Source organism: Sinorhizobium sp. FG01, from assembly GCF_002531875.1.
GTDB lineage: Bacteria > Pseudomonadota > Alphaproteobacteria > Rhizobiales > Rhizobiaceae > Sinorhizobium > Sinorhizobium fredii_C.
The window spans coordinates 1-22,075 of sequence record NZ_NWTB01000007.1 but is presented as its reverse complement, the minus strand read 5'-3'; the positions used below and the strand labels follow the sequence as shown (position 1 = coordinate 22,075).

The following is a 22,075-nucleotide window of genomic DNA, read 5'->3' as shown; positions in this document are numbered from 1 at the left end:
TCCAGCGTCACGAATCAATGAGTTAAACAATACTTCTTTGAAGATTCGCCGGAAAGTGCAGCGCCCAAAAAAGCGGCCGCGATCTCTTGTCAAGATCGCGGCCACAAGATGTTGTGGATTGCCCGGGTAAGGATTAGTACCGGTAGTGTTCGGCCTTGAACGGGCCCTGCGGCTTCACGCCGATATAGTCGGCCTGCTCTTCCGAGAGCTCCGTCAGCCTTGCGCCGAGCTTGGCGAGATGCAGGCGCGCGACCTTCTCGTCGAGCTGCTTCGGCAGGATATAGACCTCGTTCTTGTAGTTGCCGCCCTTGGTGAAGAGCTCGATCTGCGCCAGCACCTGGTTGGAGAAGGAGGCCGACATCACGAAGGACGGATGGCCGGTGGCATTGCCGAGGTTCAGGAGGCGGCCTTCCGAAAGCAGGATCAGCCGGTTGCCCTTCGGGAACTCGATCAGGTCGACCTGCGGCTTGACGTTCGTCCACTTGAGGTTCCTGAGGGCGGAAACCTGGATCTCGTTGTCGAAGTGGCCGATATTGCCGACGATCGCCATGTCCTTCATCTCGCGCATATGCTCGATGCGGATGACGTCCTTGTTTCCGGTGGTGGTGATGAAGATGTCGGCGGTCGAGACGACGTCCTCGAGCTGCACCACTTCATAGCCGTCCATGGCGGCCTGCAATGCGCAGATCGGGTCGATTTCGGTGACCTTGACGCGGGCGCCGGCGCCCTGCAGCGAGGCGGCCGAGCCCTTGCCGACGTCGCCATAGCCGCACACCACGGCGACCTTGCCGGCCATCATCACGTCGGTGCCGCGGCGGATGCCGTCGACGAGCGATTCCTTGCAGCCGTATTTGTTGTCGAACTTCGACTTGGTGACGCTGTCGTTGACGTTGATCGCCGGGAAGGGCAGCAGGCCCTTGGCCTGGAGCTGGTAGAGGCGGTTGACACCGGTGGTCGTCTCTTCCGTCACGCCCTTGATGGCGTCGCGTTGCTTGGTGAACCAGCCCGGCGAGCCGGCAAGCCGCTTCTTGATCTGGGCGAAAAGGATTTCCTCCTCTTCCGAACCGGGGTTCGAAAGCACGTTCTCGCCGGCTTCGGCACGGGCGCCGAGCAGGATGTACATGGTGGCGTCGCCGCCATCGTCGAGGATCATGTTGGAGAAGCCGCCATCGGCCCACTGGAAGATCTTGTCCGTATAGGCCCAATATTCCTCGAGTGTCTCGCCCTTGACGGCAAAGACCGGAACGCCGCTTGCGGCGATCGCCGCTGCCGCGTGGTCCTGCGTCGAGAAGATGTTGCAGGAGGCCCAGCGGACTTCCGCGCCAAGCGCAACCAGTGTCTCGATCAGCACGGCCGTCTGGATTGTCATGTGCAGCGAGCCGGTGATGCGCGCGCCCTTCAGCGGCTTCGATGCGCCGAACTCCTCGCGGCAGGCCATCAGGCCCGGCATTTCCGTTTCGGCGATGTCAATTTCCTTGCGGCCGAAGCCGGCAAGCCCGATGTCGGCGACAATATAGTCCTGAGTGGCGGTCATGGAGTTCTCCAGGCTGGATCTCTTGGGCCGCGTCGGTCCCCACGGAGTCCGGCGGCAGACGATGCCTCCCTTGCACGCAATGCATCGGGAGAGTGCGCCCGGTCTATCAGGAATCGCCGGATAGGGCAACCGCCATATAAAGAGGTCTTTATATCTTTATATAATCGGGTAGGTGCGTGTCCGCGCCGCGGCAGCGGCTCACATTTCCTCGCCGAACTTGTCGCGCACCAGCGCGTCGAGGGCGTTGAGCGCCTCCTCGGCTTGGTTGCCGCTTGCGGTGACGAAGACCGTGCATCCGGTGCTGGCGGCCAGCATCATCAGCCCCATGATCGAAGTTCCGCCGACGGTCATGCCGTCCTTCGAGACCGTGATCTCGGCGTCGTAAGCCTCGACCGTCTGCACGAATTTCGCCGAGGCCCGTGCATGCAGGCCGCGCTTGTTGACGATCAGCAGTTCGCGCGTCAGCGCCGTTTCGGAGAGGTGGTCCATTATTTTCCGCTCAGGACCCGGCTGGCGACGTTGATGTATTTGCGGCCCGCCTCGGACGCCTCGACGAGGGCCTTGTCCATGTCGCTTTCGCCGCGGACGCCCGCGAGCTTGATCAGCATCGGCAGGTTGACGCCGGCGATCACTTCGACGATGCCGCTGCGCATCACGGAAATGGCGAGATTGGAGGGCGTGCCGCCGAACATGTCGGTCAGGATGATGACGCCGTTGCCTTCGTCGGCACTTTCGACGGCGTCGAGGATATCCTGACGCCGCTGGTCCATGTCGTCCTCGGGGCCGATGCACACCGTCTCGATAGCTCTTTGCGGACCGACGACATGCTCCAAAGCAAGCCGAAACTCATCCGCCAGCTTGCCATGAGTGACAAGCACAAGTCCGATCATGGGTATCTTTGCTCCAACTGCAGTGCAACTCGTCGATGGTCAGATATCGCAATGCAGCAATTTCGTCCACCTGTTGGGGCGGCCATCTTGGCAAGGAAAAGCCGAAGTGCAAGCCAAAAATGCCGAAAAAGCAGTCGCCCTGCCTCCCGATAAGGCTAAAGGACTAATTTTTCAGGCAAGAGCGCCGCAAGGGTATCCATCGGCGAGAGCAGGGCTTCAATCGGAGCGCGCAGCATCGGCAGGTTCCTTCCAATCTCCAGCTGCAGTTCCTCCTGTTCGGGCGGCAGGCGCGGATCGAAAGGCGCGCGCACCGGCAGGATCGCCCAGTCGAGCACGCAGGCGGAGAGGGTTTCGACCTCCGCTATGCCGCTGCCGCGGACCTCGATCAGGCCGCGGATCGCTGGCGGGCAGCGCGCCACGATCCGCCCGTTTGCGAGCGTCAGGTCCACCCTGTCGTCGGCGACGAGGGCCGCGAAGCGGCCGCGGCGCCTGACCTCGGAGATGCAGGCGAGCGCCAGGGCGGACTTTCCTGATCCGGAAGGGCCGGTGATGAGAAAGCCGGTCGTGCCGAGCACGATCGCGGTGCCGTGAATGTTGCAGGCCGGGCCGTTCACGCGTGCGGCTCGGCGGGAAGGGAAAGGATGAAGCGGGCGCCGGTTACCGCTCCACTTCTGTCGACGATGTTTTCCGCCTTGAGTGTGCCGCCATGCGCCTCGGCGATCTGGCGCGAAATGGACAGGCCAAGGCCGGAATTCTGGCCGAAATCCTCACCCTCCGGCCGGTCGGTATAGAAGCGCTCGAAAATCCGATCGATGTCTTCCGCCTGGATGCCGGGGCCGTTGTCCTCGACATAGACGAGGCAGCGCGATCGCGAACGGGTGAGCCGCAAGACGATCCGGCCGTTCGGCTCCGGCACGAAGGAGCGGGCGTTCTCGATGAGATTGGTGATGATCTGTCCAATGCGCAGCTCATAGCCGCTGACGATGAAATTTGCCTTCGGATTGTCCTTGCGGTCGACGACCAGGTCGAAGAGCACGGGCTTCTTCTTGCCGCGGATCTGCCGGGAAATGTCGACCAGGTCGCCCAGCAGCGTTTCCAGGTCGATCTTCTTCGCGTCGCTGCGCGCCAGTTCGGCATCGAGCCGCGAAGCGTCGGAAATGTCGCTGATCAGCCGGTCGAGGCGCCGGACGTCGTGCTGGATGATATCGAGCAGCCGCTTTTTCGAGTCCTCGTTGCGCGCCAGTGGCAGGGTCTCGACGGCGCTCCGGAGCGAGGTGAGCGGATTCTTGAGCTCGTGGCTGACATCGGCCGCGAAGTTCTCGATCGCCGCGATACGATCGTAGAGTGCCGTCGTCATTTCCCGCAGCGCCACCGAGAGATTGCCGATCTCGTCCTGACGGGAGGAGAAGTCCGGGATTTCCTCGCGCTCCTTGGCGCCGCCGCGACGCACGCGTATGGCCGCGGCCGACAGTCTGCGCAAGGGATTGGCGATGGTCGACGACAGGAGCAGCGACAGAATGACGTTGACGAGCGCTGCGACGCCGAAGACGCGGATGATCGCCAGGCGTTCCGCATGGACGATCTTGTCGATGTCGCCCGCCTGGGTGGAGAGCAGCAGCACGCCGAGCACCGCGCGGAAGCGCTGCACCGGTACTGCCACGGACACGATCAGCTCGCCCTTTTCGGTAACGCGCACGACGGCGCCACGTACGCCGGTCAGCGCGTTCATCACCTCCGGATAGATGGAGCCGTTGCCGCCGGGCGGCTCCCTGTAGAGCGGCAGGTCGCCCGGCTGCAGCAGGCGGTTGAACCAGGTGCTGAACTTCTCCGAAAAGCTCGACGTCTCAGGATCGACCGGCGGCAGGTCGAAACGGAGCACCTGGCCGCCGCTATAGAGGTGGCGCGAATCGAGCAGAAGATCGGCGTCGGCATCGAACAGGCGGGCGCGCGTCCGCGTCGGCGAGATCAAGCGCCTGAGAACCGGCGCGACCCGCTCCTGGATGATCGGGAATTCCAGATCCTCGTCGCTCGGCAGCGGGGTGATGCTCTCGCCGGCCTGCAGTTCGAGCAGTTTCTGCGGATCGATGGTGATCGAGTTCGTGTCGACCGAGGCCGAGGCGGAGATGGCGCCGGCGATGATTTCGCCCTGGGTCAGCAGGCTTTCGACGCGGGCGTCGATCAAGCCCTCGCGGAACTGGTTCAGATACATGATGCCGCCGACCAGGACGACGAGTGCGACGAGGTTGAAGAAGACGATGCGCCGCGTCAGGCTGGAGAAGACCGCATTGCCGAACAGCCGCCGGATCAGCGTGAACGGATGCGCCCATCGACGCTTCCCGCGCAGCGCCGACGACCGCCCGTCCGAATCTTCGATCTCGCCCTGCAAGACTTCTACCAAGTCTTCTTGCTCCCGCGACGAATTTCGCCGTCCGTTTCGTTTTGCGGGGCCGGCCAGGGCCGACCTGCCGCCCCTCACCGCATCCCCGGCCGTCCGCCCGCCGTTGCCGCGATCGGAGCGCCGAAGTTACGGCTTGAGGTCAAACATCTGGCGGCAAAGCCGACGGCCCTGGCGGAAATGGTCGCAACTTGCGATTCAGAACCGCTCGAGGCGGCTTGGCGCGATCCAGGACCGCGTTCGGCCGCCGCGCCGGTTCTCAATGATCCACATTCGACGCGAAGGCAAGCCCCGCCCTCAGACGGTCTCTCGGAAGCGATAGCCGACGCCGTAGAGCGTCTCGATCATATCGAAGTCGCCGTCGACCATCTTGAACTTCTTGCGAAGCCGCTTGATGTGGCTGTCGATCGTCCGGTCGTCCACATAGACCTGCTCGTCATAGGCGGCATCCATCAGCGCGTCGCGGCTCTTCACCACGCCGGGGCGCTGCGCCAGCGAATGCAGGATGAGAAATTCGGTGACGGTGAGCGTGACAGGTTCGCTCTTCCAGGTGCAGGTGTGCCGCTCCTGGTCCATCACAAGCTGCCCGCGCTCCAGCGAGCGCGACGGCGCATCGGCGGTCTTGGCGAGGCCAACGGCCCCGGCTGCTGCAGCGTCGCGGGCCGGTGCGCGGCGCAGGATCGCCTTGACGCGCTCGACCAGCAGCCGCTGCGAGAAGGGTTTCGTGATGAAATCGTCGGCGCCCATCTTCAAGCCGAAGAGCTCGTCGATCTCCTCGTCCTTCGACGTTAGGAAGATCACCGGCAGGTCGGACTTCTGCCGGAGCCGCCGCAGGAGTTCCATGCCGTCCATGCGCGGCATCTTGATATCGAAGATCGCCAGATGCGGCGGGCGCGCCAAAAGGCCCTCGAGCGCGGAAGCGCCATCGGTATAGGTTTCGACCTTGTAGCCCTCGGCTTCCAGCGCGATGGATACCGATGTCAGGATGTTGCGGTCGTCATCGACAAGCGCGATGGTCTGCATCGTGTTTCAACTCCGTCTTTATGGGTCCGGCGCCGGCATCCGCTCTTCGAAGCGGCGGCCGCGCGAGTCACGGCTGCGTTACTTGAGTATAAAGGTGGAACAAATTGTGGCGAAGCGCAAAAAGCGCGGACCGGCACGGCCTTCGGGGAACGTCTCGAATTGACATCAGCAAGTCGCGGTTCAACCGATTAAAAAACGCATAATATTCTTTAAATCGATTAATATACTGATATCATTATTCTTTTAGGCTTAGCTATCTTGTCTTGAGCAAACCGAGCCGGTATGTTCCAAGGAAATTCAACGCCATTGGCCAGAGACGAAGGAAGCTTGACCATGGAGCAACTCGGCACCCGCAACCCCTCGAACGGATTGGAAACGATCGGTTTTTCCGACCTCTCGGTCGTTCGCTACAACTTCGAGGCAGCGGAGCTTTATGAGGAAGCCCTTCGCCGCAGCGAGGCGCAATTGACGTCCCATGGGGCGCTCTGCGCCCGCACCGGTCAGCACACCGGCCGCTCGCCCAAGGACAAGTATGTCGTGCGCGATGCGGCGACAACCGATCAGATCTGGTGGGACAACAACAGCGCCATCTCGCCGGAGAAATTCGAGCTTCTGCGCCAGGACATGCTGGCGCATGCCAAGGGCATGTCGCTCTATGTGCAAGACCTCGTCGGCGGTGCCGATGCAGAGAATGCTCTGCCGACGCGTGTCGTCACCGAATATGCCTGGCATTCGTTGTTCATCCGCAATCTCTTGATCCGTCCGCCGCGCCAGGCGCTGGCGACGTTCCTGCCGAAGCTGACGATCATCGATCTGCCGAGCTTCAAGGCCGATCCGGCGCGCCATGGCTGCCGCAGCGAGACGATCATTGCCTGCGACCTGACCAAGGGCCTCGTGCTGATCGGCGGCACGTCCTATGCCGGCGAGATGAAGAAATCGGTCTTCACCGTGCTCAACTATCTGCTGCCGAAGAAGGACGTCATGCCGATGCACTGCTCGGCGAATGTCGGCCCGGCCGGCGACACGGCGATCTTCTTCGGCCTCTCCGGCACCGGCAAGACGACGCTTTCGGCCGATCCGAACCGCACGCTGATCGGCGATGACGAGCATGGCTGGGGCGAAACGGGCGTCTTCAATTTCGAGGGCGGTTGCTACGCCAAGGCGATCCGCCTGTCGGAAGCGGCCGAGCCGGAGATTTTCGCGACGACGCGGCGCTTCGGCACGGTGATGGAAAACGTCGTTCTCGACGAGCGGCGCGCACCCGACTTCGACAATGGCTCGTTGACGGAAAACACCCGCATCGCCTATCCGCTCGACTTCATTCCGAATGCCAGCGAGACCGGCACGGCGCCGCAGCCGCGCACGATCATCATGCTGACGGCGGATGCCTTCGGCGTCCTGCCGCCGATCGCCAAGCTGACGCCGGAACAGGCCATGTACCACTTCCTGTCCGGCTACACCGCCAAGGTGGCCGGCACGGAAAAGGGCGTGACCGAACCGGAGGCGACCTTCTCGACCTGCTTCGGCGCTCCCTTCATGCCGCGCCATCCGTCCGAATACGGCAACCTGCTCAAAGACCTGATCGCCAGGAACGGCGTCACCTGCTGGCTCGTCAACACCGGCTGGACTGGCGGCGCCTATGGCACAGGCAGCCGCATGCCGATCAAGGTGACGCGCGCCCTTCTTTCGGCCGCGCTCGACGGGTCGCTGAACAGCGCCTCCTTCCGCACGGACGCGAATTTCGGCTTCGCGGTGCCGGTCGCGGTGCCTGGTGTCGACGACCGCATTCTCGACCCGCGTTCCACCTGGGCTGACGGTTCGGCCTATGATGCCCAGGCCCGCCGGCTGGTCGACATGTTCATCGCCAACTTCGCCAAGTTCGAGAGCCATGTCGACGGCAGCGTGCGCGATGCGGCTCCCGGCACCAGGCTCGCCGCTGAATAAGACTCTTGGCCATGATTCACGTGAAACCCGGTCCTTGTGGCCGGGTTTCACGTTTTGTCTCCGAGCCGTTCTCAAACGCACGACTCTGTGCGATAGACCGGTAAGGAGCAGACATGGCCAGCGAACCGCTTTACATCAGCGAAAACATCGTTATTGCCGGCTGGGAGCTGACGGAGCAATTCGTGCTGGCCGGCGGCCCCGGCGGCCAGAACGTCAACAAGGTGTCGACCGCCGTCCAGCTCTTCTTCGACATCCAGGCCTCGCCATCGATGTCCGATCGCGTCAAGGCCAATGCCCTGAAGCTTGCCGGCCGCCGGGTTTCGAAGGACGGCGTGCTGATGATCGAGGCCAGCCGCTTTCGCAGCCAGGAGCGCAACCGCGAGGACGCCCGCGACCGCCTGAAGGAATTGATCCTGAAGGCCGCCGAACCGCCGCCCCCGCCGCGCAAGAAGACCAAGCCCACGCGCGGTTCGATCGAGCGGCGGCTAAAGGAGAAATCCGGCCGCGGCGAGATCAAGAAGCTGCGCGGCCGCCCGGCCGGCGATTGAGGCCGCCCAGACATCGCAGCTTTCGGGTAGTCCTCAGGAACAGCGGGCGCTACATCCTATCGAGCGCTTCGCGTGGCCCTCCGCGGGCGAACGAGCCACGATATTGACCGACAGGGGTATCGCAATGCAGGTGCTGCCGAAAGGCGTCAGGCATATTCCCGGCTATCTCGACCGGTCGCGCCAGGAGGAGCTTGTGGAGGCCATCCGCGACGTCGTCGCCGCGGCGCCGCTCTATATTCCGGAAATGCCGAAAACCGGTAAGCCTATGTCGGTGCGGATGACCAATTGCGGCTCGCTAGGCTGGGTCACCGATCGCGACGGCGGCTACCGTTATCAGCCGCATCATCCGGTCACCGGCGAGCGCTGGCCGCCGATTCCCGATGCCCTGATCCACATCTGGCGGGCGGTTTCGGCGAGCGACAAACAGCCCGAGGCATGTCTCGTCAACTTCTATTCCGCCGAGGCCCGGATGGGTTTGCATCAGGACCGGGACGAGCGCGACCTGGAAACGGCCGTCGTCTCGATTTCGCTCGGCGATAGCTGTCTTTTCCGCGTCGGCGGCCGGACGCGCGGCGGCCAGACCAGCTCGTTCAAGCTCGAAAGCGGCGACATCGTCGTCCTCGGCGGCGAGGGACGGCTGGCCTTTCACGGCGTCGACCGCATCTATCCGAACACCTCGACGCTATTGAAGAACGGCGGCCGCCTCAATCTGACGCTGCGGCGGGTCAATCCATAGAGCTCTTGACAAGACCCCTCCCCAACCCCTCCCCACAAGGGGGAGGGCTTAACCTGCCGCGCCCTGCAACATTGCGGCGGGGTCGAGCCCCGGGAAAATGGCGGTCGGGGGCAGCGGGCGCAAAGCCCGTCCCCCTTGTGGGGAGGGGTTGGGGAGGGGAGGGGAGCTTATTTCGACCTGTCGTGACGGTTTAGAGCTTCCTCAGCGCCACCGTCTGCGTCAGGTGATTGGGGCCTTTCTGCAGGATCAGGTCGGCACGCGGCCTGGTCGGCTGGATGTTCTGATGCAGGTTCTTCAGGTTGATATTGTGCCAGAGGCCCTCGGCGATCGCCCGCGCCGCGTCCTCGCTGATCGTTGAATAGCGATGGAAGAAGGATTGCGGATTCTGGAAGGCCGTTTCGCGCAGCCGCATGAAGCGGCTCACATACCAGTTGTGGATCAGGCTTTCCTCGGCGTCGATATAGATCGAAAAATCGAAGAAGTCCGAAACCATCGGGACGATCTTGCCGTCGGCCGGCAGGTCGCGTGACTGCAGCACGTTGATCCCCTCGAAGATCAGGATGTCAGGCCGGTCGATGACCTGGAATTGGTCGGGAATGACGTCATAGGTCAGGTGCGAATAGGTCGGCGCCTTGACGTTCGGCCGGCCGGCCTTGATCGCCGAGAGAAAGCGCAGCAGCGCGCCGATGTCGTAGCTCTCCGGGAAGCCCTTGCGATCCATCATGTTTTCCCGCTGCAGGATCGCGTTCGGATAGAGGAAGCCGTCGGTGGTGATCAGATCGACCTTCGGGCTCGAGGGCCAGCGCGCTAGGAGTTCGGCGAGGATACGGGCGGTTGTCGACTTGCCGACGGCGACGGAGCCGGCAATGCCGATGACGAAAGGGGTCTTCGTCTCGTCCGACATGCTGAGGAACCGCTTGCGCTGCTGGAAGAGGATCTGCGACGCTTCCACATGGGCGGAGAGCAGCCGCGACAGCGACAGATAGATTCGACGCACCTCGCCGAGGTCGACCGGGTCGTTGAGCGAGCGCAGCCGCTTGACCTCCTCGGCCGTCAGCGTCAGCGGCGTATCGGCGCGAAAGCGCGACCATTCCTCGGCGGAGAAGACGTGGTAGGGGGAAAATTCACCCCCCGTGAGATTGCCGGGGATGTCGGCCGATTCAAAGTCTTTCGCGGCGATGCTCATGGATTCTGCCGGTTTGCCTTCTCCTGCAGGCCGGACTGGCTCGTCCGCCTGGCCAGTTCGCTCATCACATCCTGCAACGGGACGGAGGCGATATTCAATACGACCATAAGATGATAGAGGAGATCGGCGCTCTCATCGATCAGATTCTTGCGGTCGCCGGTGACCGCCGCGATCACCGCCTCGACCGCCTCTTCGCCGAGTTTCTTCGCCGCCTTCGGCCGCCCGGCCGCCACCAGCTTGGCCGTCCAGGACTCCTCCGGCGCCGCCTTGGCGCGCGATGCGACGATCTTTTCGAGGTCTGAAAGGGTGAATTCGCTCATCACGAAATTCCTTCAATCGAGTCGCATGGCGATGCCGCGCTCGGCCATGTAGCGCTTCGCCTCGCCGATGCTGTAGGTGCCGAAGTGGAAGATGGAGGCGGCAAGCACCGCCGTCGCATGGCCGTCGCGAATGCCGTCGACCATGTGGTCGAGCGTTCCGACGCCGCCGGACGCGATGACCGGTGCCCGCACCGCATCGGCGATGGCGCGCGTCAGCGCGATGTCGTAGCCGCTCTTGGTGCCGTCGCGATCCATGGAGGTCAGCAGGATTTCGCCGGCACCGAGGTCGACGACCTTCCGAGCGAACTCTATCGCGTCGATGCCGGTCGGCTGCCGCCCGCCATGGGTAAAGATCTCCCAGCGGTCCATTTCGCCCGCAGCCGAGACCTTCTTCGCGTCGATGGCGACGACGATGCACTGGTTGCCGAACTTGTCGGCGGCCTCGGCGACGAAATCCGGGTTCTTCACGGCCGCCGTGTTGATCGACACCTTGTCGGCGCCGGCAAGCAGCAGCTTGCGGATATCCGCCACCTGGCGCACGCCGCCGCCGACGGTCAGCGGCATGAAGCATTGCTCGGCGGTGCGGGCGACGACGTCGAAGATCGTCTCGCGATTGTCGGAAGAGGCGGTGATGTCGAGGAAGCAGAGCTCGTCGGCGCCGGCGGCGTCATAGGCCTTTGCCGCTTCCACCGGATCGCCGGCATCGATGAGGTCGACGAAATTGACGCCCTTGACGACGCGGCCGTCCTTGACGTCGAGGCATGGGATTACGCGGGCTTTGAGGGTCATGGTCTCATCCCTTTCGCGCGGCGCGGATCAAGTCTAGCGCTTCCTTCGGATCGATCCGCCCGTCATAGAGCGCCCGGCCGGAGATCGCTCCTTCGAGCTTTGCGGCATCTGGCTGCGTCAACCGGCGGATGTCGTCCATCGAGGCGAGGCCGCCGGAGGCGATGACCGGAATGGAAACTGCGTTGGCGAGTTCCAGGGTCGAATCCCAGTTGATGCCGGTCAGGATGCCGTCGCGGTCGATGTCGGTATAGATGATCGTCGAAACGCCGGCGCCTTCGAACTTCTTCGCAAGCTCGATCACGCCGAGTTCGGAGGCCTCCGCCCAGCCTTCGACCGCCACCTTGCCGCCCTTGGCGTCGATACCGACCGCCACCCGGCCGGGGAACTTGCGGCAGGCCTCGATCACCAGCGCCGGATCGCGCACCGCGACAGTGCCGAGAATGACGCGCTTCAACCCGCGCGAAAGCCAGTTCTCGATATGATCGAGGGTGCGGATTCCGCCGCCGAGCTGCACCGGGTTCTTGGTCGCCTTGAGGATGGCGTCGACCGCTGCCCCGTTCACCGTCTCGCCGGCAAAGGCGCCGTTCAGGTCGACGACATGCAGCCATTCGAAGCCCTGTTCCTCGAAGGCGCGGGCCTGGGCGGCGGGATCAGGATTGTAGACGGTTGCCTGATCCATGTCGCCGAGCTTCAGGCGCACGCATTGGCCGTCCTTGAGGTCGATCGCGGGGAAGAGAATCATTTGGTTCGTCCGATCAGGTGGCGGGAGCCTCAGGGCTTCCAACGCAGGAAATTCGAGATGAGGGCGAGGCCGAGGGTCTGGCTCTTTTCCGGGTGGAACTGCGCACCGGCCCGGTTGCCGCTTGCGACGAAGGCCGTCACCGGCCCGCCATACTCCGTCTCGGCGATGATGTGCTCGGGGTTTTCCGCAGCGAGGTGATAGGAATGCACGAAATAGGCGTGCAGCCCGGTCTCCCCGGTCGGAATGCCCTCGAAGAGCGCGTGCGGCCGATGGAGTCTCAGCGTGTTCCAGCCGATTTGCGGGATCTTCAGCGACGCGTCCGCGGGCGTCATCTCCACGACATCGCCGGGAATCCAGCCGAACCCTTCAGTGATCGTCTTTTCGAGGCCGCGCGAAGACATGAGCTGCATGCCGACGCAGATGCCGAGGAAGGGCCGTCCGGCCGCTTCGACCGCTTGCTTGAGCGCCTCTTCCATCCCCTCGACGGCGTCGAGGCCACGGCGGCAATCGGCATAGGCGCCGACGCCCGGCAGCACGATCCGATCGGCCGAGGCCACCCGTTCCGGCCTGTCGGTCAGGTCGATGTCGGCGTCGATGCCGGCTTCGCGCGCCGCCCGCTCGAAGGCTTTGGTGGCCGAGCGCAGGTTGCCCGAGCCGTAGTCAATGATGGCGACCCGCATCAGCGCTCTCCATAGGATTCAAAGAAGCCCAGTCCGGCGGCACTTTCCGGCCGTCCGGAGCTCGACCAGTCGTTCGACTGCAACGGAGTTGCGCTTTGGTGGTGCGTCGTCGCCGTCGCGTTCGAGAAGTAGATCTCCTCGGCGGTCTCGATGTTGCGGGCCGGAACGATCGAACGAAGCGTCCAATCTTCCGCCGCGAGTTTTCGGGCGACAAAAAGCGGCCCCTCCAGCGATACCAGGAGGCTGAGCGCGAGCTGCATGATCAGCGCGGCGGTGAAGCATCCGGGGACCTCAGACAGAAGGATGAACACAATTTGCAGAACGGCAACGGAGATTCCGAGGAGCCAGGCCCGCTTGGCGATCAGCCAGAGGGCCGGGAAGAAAAACGCCGCCCAGGAAAAGCCGTCGGCGATGAACCGCGCCCTCTCGTCGTCGGCCGCGGCACCGGGCGGGGTCATGATCAGGTAGGAGGCCATGGTCTTCAGCCAGTCTTAGCCGGCTCAGGCGAGCGTGCCCTTCGTCGAGGGAACGCGTCCAGCCTGGCGCGGGTCGATTTCGGTTGCCGTGCGCAGCACGCGGGCGACGGATTTGAAGCAGGTCTCGGCGATATGATGGTTGTTGGCGCCGTAGATGTTCTGCACATGAAGCGTGATGCCGGCGTGCTGGGCGAGCGCCTGGAAGAATTCGCGCACCAGCTCGGTGTCGAAGGTGCCGATCTTCGGCGAGGTGAAGGTCACGTTCCAGACGAGAAACGGCCGGCCGGAGACATCGACGGCGGCGCGCGTCATCGTCTCATCCATGGCGAGATCGAGCGAGGCATAGCGGGTGATGCCGCGGCGATCGCCGAGCGCCTTGGCGATCGCCTGGCCGATGGCGATGCCGGTATCCTCGACGGTATGGTGATCGTCGACATGGAGGTCGCCCTCCGTCTTGATCTCCATGTCGATCAGCGAATGGCGCGCGAGCTGGTCGAGCATGTGATCGAAGAAGCCGACGCCGGTCGCAATCTTCGACACGCCCGTGCCGTCGATATTGACGGAGACGGACACGGCCGTTTCATTCGTCTTTCGCGAAACCTGGCCGGTGCGGCTCAGCGTCACGTCTGCCATCAGGCTCTCCTGTCTGCACTCGATAGATCGGAGCGGGCGGCAGAGCCTTCCGCCGACCGGTCCGTTCCCGAGCCGCTCCATATCAGGCGGGGCGCGAAATATCCAGAACTGCGACGGAGATTCGATCGGCGTCAGCCGGCGGGCGCGATCCGGATGGAAAGGGGCCGCTGTCGGTGATTTCTCCTGCCCATTTGCAATCGCGCAGAGCCGACTTACATAGGCCTCAAGCAACCAGGTTCTTCTTGAGCCGCAACGCCTCGCCTCCGGGGCCGACAGGTATTTGATGAGCGAACACAATCCCTACGGAACGATGCATGCCACCACCATCATCACGGTGCGCAAGGACGGCAAGGTGGTGATGGCGGGCGACGGTCAGGTGAGCCTCGGCCAGACAGTCATGAAGGGCAATGCGCGCAAGGTCCGGCGCCTCTCCAAGGGCGACGTGATCGCCGGTTTTGCCGGCGCGACGGCGGACGCGTTTACGCTTCTGGAGCGTCTCGAGGCGAAGCTCGAACAGTATCCCGACCAGCTGATGCGGGCCGCCGTCGAACTCGCCAAGGACTGGCGGACCAACAAATATCTGCGCAATCTCGAGGCGATGATGCTGGTCGCCGACAAGTCGGTGACGCTGGCGATCACCGGCAATGGCGACGTGCTCGAGCCCGAGCACGGAACGATCGCCATCGGTTCCGGCGGAAACTTCGCCTACGCGGCGGCGCGCGCCCTGATGGACAGCGACAAGTCGGCCGAGGAGATCGCCCGGCGTGCCCTGCAGATCGCCGGAGACATCTGCGTCTATACCAACCACAATGTGGTCATGGAGACGCTGGATGCCGACTGACGGGGCAGAGGTCAGCTTCGAGCCGGTGGCCGAGCGCCACCTGCCGATGCTCCTTGCCTGGCTTTCGGAGCCGCATGTCCGACAATGGTGGGGCGACCCGGACGTGGAACTGGGACTGATCCGCGAGGGTTGCGCCACCGGAGAGGTCGACGGCTTCATCTTCCGCCTGAGCGGCGAACCGGCCGGTTACATTCAGTCCTGGACCCCCTCGCAATATGACGAGGAACCTTGGGCGAGGGACCTGTCGTCCGACACGCCCGGTGTCGATATCTTCATCGGCCCCCCTGAAATGACCGGCAAGGGCGTCGCGGCCCTCGCGCTTAAGGCCTTTGCCGGAAAACTGTTCGAAAAGGGCGCCGCCCGCATCGTCATCGATCCGGATGCCGGCAACCGCCGAGCGGTCAGAGCCTATGCGAAGGCCGGTTTCGTGCCCTTCGCCGAATGGATAGACGAGTCCGGTCGCACCCTGCTGATGGAACTGACGCGGACCGAGTTTGAGAGGACTTCATGACCAATTTTTCCCCGAGAGAGATCGTTTCCGAGCTCGACCGCTACATCATCGGCCAGAAGGACGCGAAGCGCGCCGTCGCCATTGCCTTGCGCAACCGCTGGCGCCGCCAGCAGCTCAGCGACGAGCTGCGCGACGAGGTCATGCCGAAGAACATCCTGATGATCGGCCCGACCGGCGTCGGCAAGACGGAAATTTCCCGCCGTCTCGCCAAGCTTGCCGGCGCGCCGTTCGTCAAGGTGGAGGCCACCAAGTTTACCGAGGTCGGCTATGTCGGGCGCGACGTGGAACAGATCGTCCGCGATCTCGTCGAGGTGGGCATCACGCTGGTGCGCGAGAAGAAGCGCACCGAAGTCAAGGCGAAGGCGCATCAGAACGCCGAGGAGCGCGTGCTCGACGCGCTGGTCGGCACGACGGCGTCGCCGGCGACCCGCGATTCCTTCCGCAAGAAGCTGAGGGCCAACGAGCTCGACGACAAGGAGATCGAGTTCGACGTGGCCGAAACTGGCGCGCCGGGCGGCTTCGAGATCCCCGGCATGCCCGGCGCCAATATCGGCGTCTTGAACCTCTCCGAAATGTTCGGCAAGGCGCTCGGTGGCAGGACGAAGAAAATCAAGACGACGGTCAAGGATTCCTATGACTTTCTCGTCAACGACGAATCCGACAAGCTGCTCGACAACGAGCAGATCCAGCGCGAGGCGATGGCGGCGGCGGAGAACGACGGCATTGTCTTCCTTGACGAGATCGACAAGATCGCCGCCCGCGACGGCGGCATGGGCGCCGGCGTCTCGCGCGAGGGCGTCCAGCGGGACCTGTTGCCGCTGGTCGAGGGTACGACGGTCGCGACGAAATACGGGCCGGTGAAGACCGATCACATCCTCTTCATCGCCTCCGGCGCCTTCCACGTGTCGAAGCCGTCGGACCTGCTGCCCGAGCTGCAGGGCCGCCTGCCGATCCGGGTCGAACTGCGGGCGCTCACCAAGGAGGACTTCCGCCGCATTCTGACGGAGACCGAGGCGAGCCTCATCCGCCAATACAAGGCGCTGCTGGAGACCGAGGGCGTGGCGCTCGACTTCACCGAGGATGCAATCGACGCACTCGCCGAGGTCGCCGTGCAGCTCAACGCCAATGTCGAGAACATCGGCGCCCGGCGCCTGCAGACGGTGATGGAGCGCGTCCTCGACGAGATCTCCTTCAACGCGCCCGATCGCGGCGGCGACACGCTGATGATCGATGCCGACTATGTCCGCAAGCATGTTGGAGATCTGGCCGCCAACACGGACCTGTCACGCTACATTCTGTGACGCCGGCGCTGCAGTCGCGCGCCAAATCGTGCCGATCACCGCCTTGTGGGGCGCCTGTCACTCGACAGGCGCCCTCATTTTATCTAGAGCGATCAGTGATCGGTCGAAACGGGGCATGATTCCGACATGATTCTGCCCTAGTGGGCCGCGCCCGGACGAATCGGGACCCGAATTTCACAGGAAAATTGATCGTGCGTCTGACCGCCTGCCTGCTTCTTATCGCCACGCTTTGCCTCTCCGCGGCGCAACCGGCTGCGGCCGAAATCCGCATGGTCCCGGAAGGCAACCGGCATGTAGAGCAGCCGCGGGTTCCCGGCGCTTCGCTTCGCCGCACCAAGGCAGGCCGGACCTCCTTCGACGCGAAGTACGAAAAGGTACGCGAACTGCTCGCCAATGACCGCAATCTCGTGGCGAAGATCAAGTCGACCGCCGCCGCCTATGGCATCGCACCGATCCACATGATCGGCGCCATCGTCGGCGAGCACACCTACAATGTCGATGCCTATGACCGACTGCAGGCCTATTACGTCAAGGCGGCCGCCTATGCCGGCAACAGCTTCCACTTCGGCTATGACGGCGAATCCGTCGATGAATTCGTAAAGCGTGCGCAGTTCGCCGACTGCGCCCGCGAGAAATCTTCCTATGCACTATGGAGCTGCCGCGAGCGGGTGTGGGAGAAGGAGTTCCGCGGTCGCACCGTCGGCGGGCAGACCTTCCCGAACAACCGCTTCAGCGCCGTCTTCTTCCAGCCCTTTTTCGCCGGCCAGACCTTCGGCCTCGGCCAGATCAACCCGCTGACGGCCCTGATGCTGACCGACATGGTGTCGCGCGTCTCCCGTTATGATCGTCTCGATGAGAACAATGCCGGTGCCGTCTATGAGGCGATCATGGATCCGGACGTCTCGCTCGCCTATATGGCCGCTTCGATCCGCCATTCCATCGACGCTTACCGATCGATCGCCGGCATGGACATCTCCCACAATCCCGGCCTGACGGCGACGCTCTACAATGTCGGCAGCCCGGACGAGCGCGCCGCCGCGCTCGCGGCGAAGAATGCCGGCGGCGAGGTTCACTGGCCGGAAGAGAACTATTATGGCTGGCTGGTCAATGACAAGCTCGCCGAGCTCGAGGCCCTGCTCTGATCGCGGGCGAAAATTCCGCCAATTCCCGCCTGCTTCAGGTGAATCATCTTCTTGATTGCGCCGTAAAAACCTGAAACGTTAGGCCATCAGGAAAGGCATGATCATGGACACGCGACCGGAGCCGTTCGAGCCGCCCGCGCCCGTCCCGCGCACTCACATTCCCTCGCGGCTGGAGATCATCCGCACGGTGCTGCGCAACCCGCTCGAGCTCTGGGGCGAGCCCTCCTATGCGCTCCCCTGGATCGAAACGAAGTTCATCAACCAGCGCACATTGATCGTCAACGATCCGGGTCTCATCCGCTACATTCTCGTCGAGAATGCTTCCAACTACGAAATGTCGAATGTCCGGCGGCTGATCCTCCGCCCCATCCTTCGCGATGGATTACTGACGGCGGAAGGCGAGGTGTGGAAACGGTCGCGCAAGGCGATGGCGCCGGTCTTCACGCCCCGCCATGCGAAGGGCTTTGCCGGCCAGATGCTGCGTGTCTCGGAGCATTTCGTCGGGCGCTACGAGCGCGCCGCTTCCGAGTCCTTCGCCACCAATGTCGCCGTCGACATGACGGAACTCACCTTCGAGATCCTCGCAGAGACGCTCTTCTCCGGCGAGATCGCCGTCGAGAAGGAGGGGTTCGCCGCCAATGTCGAGGAACTGCTGCAGCGGATGGGCCGTGTCGATCCGATGGATCTTCTCGTGGCACCTCCATGGGTGCCGCGTCTCACCCGGATTGGCGGCCGGAAAGTGCTCGATCGCTTTCGCGGCGTCGTCGCCGCGACGATGGCAGAGCGCCGGCGGCTGATGGCGGCGGAGCCCGGCGCGGTTCCGAACGATTTCCTGACGCTGCTGCTGCAGCTCGAGGGTCCCGAGGGGCTTTCGACGTCCGAGATCGAGGACAACATCCTGACCTTCATCGGCGCCGGCCACGAGACGACGGCCCGGGCGCTCGCCTGGTGCCTCTATTGCATTGCCAATATGCCGGCCTATCGCGAGACGATGGAAAGGGAGATCGACGCGGTGCTGGCGACCGGCGCCGAGCCGGTCGAATGGCTCGAACGGATGCCGCATGTGCTCGCCGCCTTCGAGGAGGCGCTGCGCCTCTATCCACCGGCCCCCTCGATCAACCGGGCCGCGATCGAGGCGGACGAGTGGACCTCGCCGCAAGGCGAGCGCGTGCCGATCCGCAAGGGCATATCGGTGCTGATCATGCCGTGGACGCTGCATCGCCATGTGCTCTACTGGCAGAAGCCGCGCGCCTTCATGCCCGAGCGTTTCCTCCCCGAAAACCGCGACAAGATCAACCGCTTCCAGTATCTCCCTTTCGGCGCCGGCCCGCGCATCTGCATCGGCGCGACCTTCGCCTTGCAGGAGGCAGTGATCGCCCTTGCGGTCCTGATGCACCGCTTCCGCTTCGACCTGACCGAGTCGACCCATCCCTGGCCGGTGCAGAGGCTGACGACCCAGCCCAAAGGGGGTCTTCCGATGAAGGTATCGGTGCGGGAGAGGTAAAATCTCTGCGTCATGCCGGGAGACGCACCCCCTCTGCCCTGCGGGGCATCTCCCCCACTAGATCGGCAAGCGGCAATGTCTCGTGCCACCAATCCTGCTGAGCGCGACCAATTCAGCGAGTTCGGCGCTCGCGAGCTCGCTGTCGGGCAGCGCGTTTGCATCTGGCTAATCTCCCTCCTTCTGGGGGAGATGCCCGGCAGGGCAGAGGGGGGTAGCGTCACCCGCCTTCGCTGCTAACTGTATTCTGCACTGATCCGACGCGCAAAGGTCGCCGCCACACGATGGTCTTTCGCCGAATTATGCCCTATCACCAAGCGATCCCTTCCCATCCGGGCCTCGCCCGATTTCCAACACCGGACTGAGCAGACCTTGACCTCGCATCTTCTTCTCGGCATCGACACCGGCGGCACCTATACCGACGCGGTCCTTTTCAGCGAAGCGGCCGGTGTCGTCGCCAAGGCCAAGGCCCTGACGACGCGGCACGATCTTGCCGAAGGCATTTCCGGGGCGGTGGAAGCCGTCCTGGAGAAGGCCAAGGTTCCGGTCTCCGTCATCAGCCTCGTCTCGCTGTCGACGACGCTCGCCACCAACGCTCTCGTCGAGGGCCAGGGCGGCCGCGCCGGGCTGGTGATGATCGGCTTCGGGTCCGAGGACCTGAAGCGTGACGGCCTGCAGGAGGCGCTGGGCTCGGATCCGGTGATATTTCTTCCGGGTGGCCACAACGTCCACGGCGGCGAGACGCCGCTCGACATGAGCACGCTCGACGAGGCGCTGCCAAGGCTTGCCACGGAAGTATCGTCCTTCGCGATCGCCGGTTATTTCGCCGTGCGCAACCCGGACCACGAGAAACGCGTGCGCGAGCGCATCCGCGAAGTCTCGCACCTGCCGGTCACCTGCAGCCATGAACTCTCTTCCAAGCTCGGCGGTCCGCGCCGGGCGCTGACGACGCTTCTCAATGCCCGGCTGGTTTCGATGATCGACCGCCTGGTCGGCTCTTGCGAAGATTTCCTGAAGGCGCGCGGCATCGACGTGCCGATGATGGTGGTGCGCGGCGACGGCGCGCTGATCTCGGCCGCCGAGGCGCGGCTGCGGCCGATCGAGACGATCCTCTCCGGGCCGGCCGCCAGCCTGGTCGGCGCACGTTATCTCACGGGGCTGGAAAATGCCGTCGTCTCCGATATCGGCGGCACGACGACGGATGTCGCCGTCCTCGATGCCGGCCGCCCGCGGCTCGATGCGGATGGCGCCGTCGTCGGCGGCTTCCGCACCATGGTCGAGGCGGTCGCGATGCGCACCTACGGCCTCGGCGGCGATTCGGAGGTGAAGATCAACGATCGCGGCCTCAAGGCGAAGATCGATCTTGGGCCCCGCCGCTTCCTGCCCTTGAGCCTTGCGGCGGCGCTGCATGGCGATGCGGTCATTTCCGTGCTCGACAAGCATTTGCGTGCCACTCATGCCGGTCGCCACGACGGCCGCCTTGCGGTCCGAACCGGCCTGCCCGACCATCTCGCAAGCGGCCTGCAGCCGCAGGAGCAGGCGCTCTACGACCGGATCGGCACGGTGCCGGTGGCGCTTGCCGAATTGATCCTCAGCACGCCGCAGAAGGCGACGCTCGACCGGCTTGTCGCCCGCGGGCTGGTGCATATCTGCGCGCTCACGCCGTCCGACGCGATGCACGTGCTCGGTCGCCAGTCGCAGTGGAACAGCGAGGCCGCGCTGCTCGGCTTGAAGATCGCCGCCCGCACCAAGGACGGCTCGGGCCAGCCGATTGCCGGCTCCGCCGAGATACTGGCGCAAATGATCGTCGACCGGCTGACGCGGCAGTCCTCGGAAGTGATTCTCCAGGCCTGCCTGCATGAGGACGGCGCCGGCGCCATCGATCCGGCCGCTTCGCTTGCCGTCGACCGGGCATTGAAGCGCAAGCCCGGTATCGTCCGCTTCTTGCTCGGCCTCGACCGGCCGCTCGTCGGCCTTGGAGCCTCGGCGCCGGTCTATTATCCGGCGATCGCCGCGATGCTGGCGACGGAAGCGGCAATCCCGGCGGAGGCGGATGTCGCCAATGCCGTCGGCGCCGTCGTCGGCCAGGTGCGCGCCACTGTTACCGTCTTCGTCACGACACCCGAGGAGGGTATCTTCATCGTCAACGGCGCCGGCGCGAGCGAGCGCTTCCTCGACCAGGAGGCGGCCTTCGGTGCCGCCCGCCGCCGCGCCGAGGTGATGGCGCTGCAGACGGCACGCGCCAACGGCGCGGAGGAACCTGCCGCGACGAGTTGGGAAGAGATCGATGCACCGGAGGTAGAGGGCGGGCGCAAGCTGGTCGAGGCGCGCTTCATCGCTTCGGCAAGCGGCAGGCCGCGCATCGCACATAGAGCGGGATGAGGAAAAGTGTGTGCGGTTTTCCGCCCGCATCCCCCGCCTCAATTCAACTATTTTTTCCGATTTGGAAATAATTCTTCGCATCCTTGCCGAATTGACAGGGAGCCCATTGATGAGAGACTGTCCGCGCGCGTGAGCGGATGGGAAAAGCTGAATTTGCTTTTCCGCATGCATCCCGCTCCTATCTATTTGAACTCGGGCATAGAGTGATTCAGGAGCTGCCGCATGGACCGCATTGAGAAACATGATCTGAAGATCGATGCGGGCCTCCACCGCTTTCTGGTCGATGAGGCGATGCCGGGGACCGGTGTCGATCCTGACCGTTTCTTCGCCGCCCTGTCGGCTCTCGTGCATGATCTCGCGCCGAAGAACCGCGCCCTTCTCGCGCGGCGTGACGAACTCCAGGCGAAGCTCGATGCCTGGTATCGCGAGCATGGCGCGCCGGTCGATATGGAGGCCTACCAGAACTTCCTCAAAGAGATCGGCTATCTCCTGCCGGAGGGA

At 63.9% G+C, this 22,075-nt stretch carries 22 protein-coding genes and 1 pseudogene; 10 read left to right on the top strand and 13 right to left on the bottom strand.

Annotated features, from left to right (window positions below):
- Positions 1-133: 133 nt before the first annotated feature.
- The 6 genes from ahcY to chvI all read right to left on the bottom strand — a co-directional run bounded on the left by ahcY (position 134) and on the right by chvI (position 5,842).
- Positions 134-1,534, bottom strand: coding sequence for an adenosylhomocysteinase (gene ahcY, locus CO656_RS12560; protein WP_037418523.1), 1,401 nt, complete (start codon positions 1,532-1,534; stop codon positions 134-136).
- Positions 1,535-1,732: 198 nt separating this feature from the next.
- Positions 1,733-2,023, bottom strand: a complete 291-nt coding sequence (locus tag CO656_RS12555) for an HPr family phosphocarrier protein (RefSeq protein ID WP_037418526.1) — start codon at positions 2,021-2,023, stop codon at positions 1,733-1,735.
- A complete protein-coding gene (locus CO656_RS12550; protein WP_037418529.1) occupies positions 2,023-2,424 on the bottom strand; it encodes a PTS sugar transporter subunit IIA in 402 nt (133 codons plus the stop codon). Before CO656_RS12550 ends, CO656_RS12555 begins: the two co-directional genes overlap by 1 nt.
- Positions 2,425-2,579: 155 nt before the next feature.
- Positions 2,580-3,038, bottom strand: coding sequence for a serine kinase (locus CO656_RS12545; RefSeq protein ID WP_097525998.1), 459 nt, complete (start codon positions 3,036-3,038; stop codon positions 2,580-2,582).
- A complete protein-coding gene (locus CO656_RS12540) occupies positions 3,035-4,768 on the bottom strand; it encodes a sensor histidine kinase (protein ID WP_234819770.1) in 1,734 nt (577 codons plus the stop codon). Before CO656_RS12540 ends, CO656_RS12545 begins: the two co-directional genes overlap by 4 nt.
- Positions 4,769-5,116: 348 nt before the next feature.
- Positions 5,117-5,842, bottom strand: a complete 726-nt coding sequence (chvI, locus tag CO656_RS12535) for a two-component system response regulator ChvI (RefSeq protein ID WP_097525997.1) — start codon at positions 5,840-5,842, stop codon at positions 5,117-5,119.
- Between the two features lie 333 nt (positions 5,843-6,175).
- Here chvI and CO656_RS12530 point away from each other — a divergent pair, with 333 nt between their 5' ends.
- The 3 genes from CO656_RS12530 (at position 6,176) to CO656_RS12520 (ending at position 9,070) form a co-directional block, all read left to right on the top strand.
- Entirely contained in the window at positions 6,176-7,786 is a 1,611-nt protein-coding gene (locus CO656_RS12530) for a phosphoenolpyruvate carboxykinase (protein WP_037418540.1), read from the top strand.
- 113 nt (positions 7,787-7,899) lie between these two features.
- The gene (gene arfB, locus CO656_RS12525; RefSeq protein WP_037418543.1) at positions 7,900-8,334 is read left to right on the top strand and encodes an alternative ribosome rescue aminoacyl-tRNA hydrolase ArfB; all 435 of its coding nucleotides are present in this window, start codon (positions 7,900-7,902) and stop codon (positions 8,332-8,334) included.
- A 124-nt stretch (positions 8,335-8,458) separates the two neighbouring features.
- Positions 8,459-9,070, top strand: a complete 612-nt coding sequence (locus tag CO656_RS12520) for an alpha-ketoglutarate-dependent dioxygenase AlkB (RefSeq protein ID WP_097525996.1) — start codon at positions 8,459-8,461, stop codon at positions 9,068-9,070.
- A gap of 190 nt (positions 9,071-9,260) precedes the next feature.
- Here the strand turns inward: CO656_RS12520 and coaA are convergent, their stop codons facing one another.
- From coaA to hisB, 7 genes are read right to left on the bottom strand one after another with little or no spacing between them, the layout of a single operon-like run.
- Positions 9,261-10,256, bottom strand: coding sequence for a type I pantothenate kinase (gene coaA, locus CO656_RS12515; RefSeq protein ID WP_037418549.1), 996 nt, complete (start codon positions 10,254-10,256; stop codon positions 9,261-9,263).
- Positions 10,253-10,576 (bottom strand): phosphoribosyl-ATP diphosphatase, encoded by a 324-nt coding sequence (locus CO656_RS12510; protein ID WP_037418551.1) that lies wholly within the window; start codon positions 10,574-10,576, stop codon positions 10,253-10,255. Before CO656_RS12510 ends, coaA begins: the two co-directional genes overlap by 4 nt.
- Positions 10,577-10,588: 12 nt before the next feature.
- On the bottom strand, positions 10,589-11,365 hold the full coding sequence (gene hisF, locus CO656_RS12505; protein WP_037418553.1) for an imidazole glycerol phosphate synthase subunit HisF: 777 nt from the start codon (positions 11,363-11,365) through the stop codon (positions 10,589-10,591).
- A gap of 4 nt (positions 11,366-11,369) precedes the next feature.
- Positions 11,370-12,107: a 1-(5-phosphoribosyl)-5-[(5-phosphoribosylamino)methylideneamino]imidazole-4-carboxamide isomerase gene (hisA, locus tag CO656_RS12500; protein WP_097525995.1), complete on the bottom strand. Its 738-nt coding sequence runs from the start codon at positions 12,105-12,107 to the stop codon at positions 11,370-11,372.
- Between the two features lie 29 nt (positions 12,108-12,136).
- On the bottom strand, positions 12,137-12,787 hold the full coding sequence (hisH, locus tag CO656_RS12495; RefSeq protein ID WP_097525994.1) for an imidazole glycerol phosphate synthase subunit HisH: 651 nt from the start codon (positions 12,785-12,787) through the stop codon (positions 12,137-12,139).
- Entirely contained in the window at positions 12,787-13,263 is a 477-nt protein-coding gene (locus tag CO656_RS12490; protein ID WP_037418561.1) for a DUF2628 domain-containing protein, read from the bottom strand. Before CO656_RS12490 ends, hisH begins: the two co-directional genes overlap by 1 nt.
- Positions 13,264-13,287: 24 nt before the next feature.
- Complete coding sequence (gene hisB / locus CO656_RS12485; RefSeq protein ID WP_065998037.1) at positions 13,288-13,896, bottom strand: imidazoleglycerol-phosphate dehydratase HisB; 609 nt, start codon at positions 13,894-13,896, stop codon at positions 13,288-13,290.
- A 283-nt stretch (positions 13,897-14,179) separates the two neighbouring features.
- Between hisB and hslV the strand changes: the two genes are divergently transcribed.
- The 7 genes and pseudogenes from hslV to CO656_RS12450 form a co-directional block, all read left to right on the top strand.
- The gene (gene hslV, locus CO656_RS12480; RefSeq protein ID WP_050988249.1) at positions 14,180-14,737 is read left to right on the top strand and encodes an ATP-dependent protease subunit HslV; all 558 of its coding nucleotides are present in this window, start codon (positions 14,180-14,182) and stop codon (positions 14,735-14,737) included.
- Entirely contained in the window at positions 14,727-15,248 is a 522-nt protein-coding gene (locus tag CO656_RS12475) for a GNAT family N-acetyltransferase (protein WP_097525993.1), read from the top strand. Before hslV ends, CO656_RS12475 begins: the two co-directional genes overlap by 11 nt.
- Positions 15,245-16,549: an ATP-dependent protease ATPase subunit HslU gene (hslU, locus tag CO656_RS12470; RefSeq protein WP_097525992.1), complete on the top strand. Its 1,305-nt coding sequence runs from the start codon at positions 15,245-15,247 to the stop codon at positions 16,547-16,549. Before CO656_RS12475 ends, hslU begins: the two co-directional genes overlap by 4 nt.
- Before the next feature lie 191 nt (positions 16,550-16,740).
- Positions 16,741-17,691 (top strand): DUF1402 family protein, encoded by a 951-nt coding sequence (locus tag CO656_RS12465; RefSeq protein ID WP_097526207.1) that lies wholly within the window; start codon positions 16,741-16,743, stop codon positions 17,689-17,691.
- Positions 17,692-17,794: 103 nt separating this feature from the next.
- Positions 17,795-19,195 carry a cytochrome P450 gene (locus CO656_RS12460; RefSeq protein ID WP_097526206.1) on the top strand — a complete coding sequence of 467 codons (1,401 nt, stop codon included), beginning with the start codon at positions 17,795-17,797 and terminating at the stop codon, positions 19,193-19,195.
- A 369-nt stretch (positions 19,196-19,564) separates the two neighbouring features.
- A complete protein-coding gene (locus tag CO656_RS12455) occupies positions 19,565-21,574 on the top strand; it encodes a hydantoinase/oxoprolinase family protein (RefSeq protein WP_097525991.1) in 2,010 nt (669 codons plus the stop codon).
- Between the two features lie 222 nt (positions 21,575-21,796).
- Positions 21,797-22,075 (top strand): annotated as a pseudogene (locus CO656_RS12450) (malate synthase G); the annotation flags it as partial.

What these genes read in the sequence shown, in the direction of transcription:
- hisH (WP_097525994.1), bottom strand. Translation starts at nt 12,787, where the DNA reads ATGCGGGTCGCCATCATTGACTACGGCTCGGGCAACCTGCGCTCGGCC.
- CO656_RS12550 (WP_037418529.1), bottom strand. Translation starts at nt 2,424, where the DNA reads ATGATCGGACTTGTGCTTGTCACTCATGGCAAGCTGGCGGATGAGTTT.
- CO656_RS12490 (WP_037418561.1), bottom strand. Translation starts at nt 13,263, where the DNA reads ATGGCCTCCTACCTGATCATGACCCCGCCCGGTGCCGCGGCCGACGAC.
- ahcY (WP_037418523.1), bottom strand. Translation starts at nt 1,534, where the DNA reads ATGACCGCCACTCAGGACTATATTGTCGCCGACATCGGGCTTGCCGGC.
- CO656_RS12475 (WP_097525993.1), top strand. Translation starts at nt 14,727, where the DNA reads ATGCCGACTGACGGGGCAGAGGTCAGCTTCGAGCCGGTGGCCGAGCGC.
- CO656_RS12555 (WP_037418526.1), bottom strand. Translation starts at nt 2,023, where the DNA reads ATGGACCACCTCTCCGAAACGGCGCTGACGCGCGAACTGCTGATCGTC.
- hisF (WP_037418553.1), bottom strand. Translation starts at nt 11,365, where the DNA reads ATGACCCTCAAAGCCCGCGTAATCCCATGCCTCGACGTCAAGGACGGC.
- arfB (WP_037418543.1), top strand. Translation starts at nt 7,900, where the DNA reads ATGGCCAGCGAACCGCTTTACATCAGCGAAAACATCGTTATTGCCGGC.
- hslU (WP_097525992.1), top strand. Translation starts at nt 15,245, where the DNA reads ATGACCAATTTTTCCCCGAGAGAGATCGTTTCCGAGCTCGACCGCTAC.
- CO656_RS12530 (WP_037418540.1), top strand. Translation starts at nt 6,176, where the DNA reads ATGGAGCAACTCGGCACCCGCAACCCCTCGAACGGATTGGAAACGATC.
- chvI (WP_097525997.1), bottom strand. Translation starts at nt 5,842, where the DNA reads ATGCAGACCATCGCGCTTGTCGATGACGACCGCAACATCCTGACATCG.
- CO656_RS12520 (WP_097525996.1), top strand. Translation starts at nt 8,459, where the DNA reads ATGCAGGTGCTGCCGAAAGGCGTCAGGCATATTCCCGGCTATCTCGAC.
- CO656_RS12510 (WP_037418551.1), bottom strand. Translation starts at nt 10,576, where the DNA reads ATGAGCGAATTCACCCTTTCAGACCTCGAAAAGATCGTCGCATCGCGC.
- hslV (WP_050988249.1), top strand. Translation starts at nt 14,180, where the DNA reads ATGAGCGAACACAATCCCTACGGAACGATGCATGCCACCACCATCATC.
- hisA (WP_097525995.1), bottom strand. Translation starts at nt 12,107, where the DNA reads ATGATTCTCTTCCCCGCGATCGACCTCAAGGACGGCCAATGCGTGCGC.
- hisB (WP_065998037.1), bottom strand. Translation starts at nt 13,896, where the DNA reads ATGGCAGACGTGACGCTGAGCCGCACCGGCCAGGTTTCGCGAAAGACG.
- CO656_RS12460 (WP_097526206.1), top strand. Translation starts at nt 17,795, where the DNA reads ATGGACACGCGACCGGAGCCGTTCGAGCCGCCCGCGCCCGTCCCGCGC.
- coaA (WP_037418549.1), bottom strand. Translation starts at nt 10,256, where the DNA reads ATGAGCATCGCCGCGAAAGACTTTGAATCGGCCGACATCCCCGGCAAT.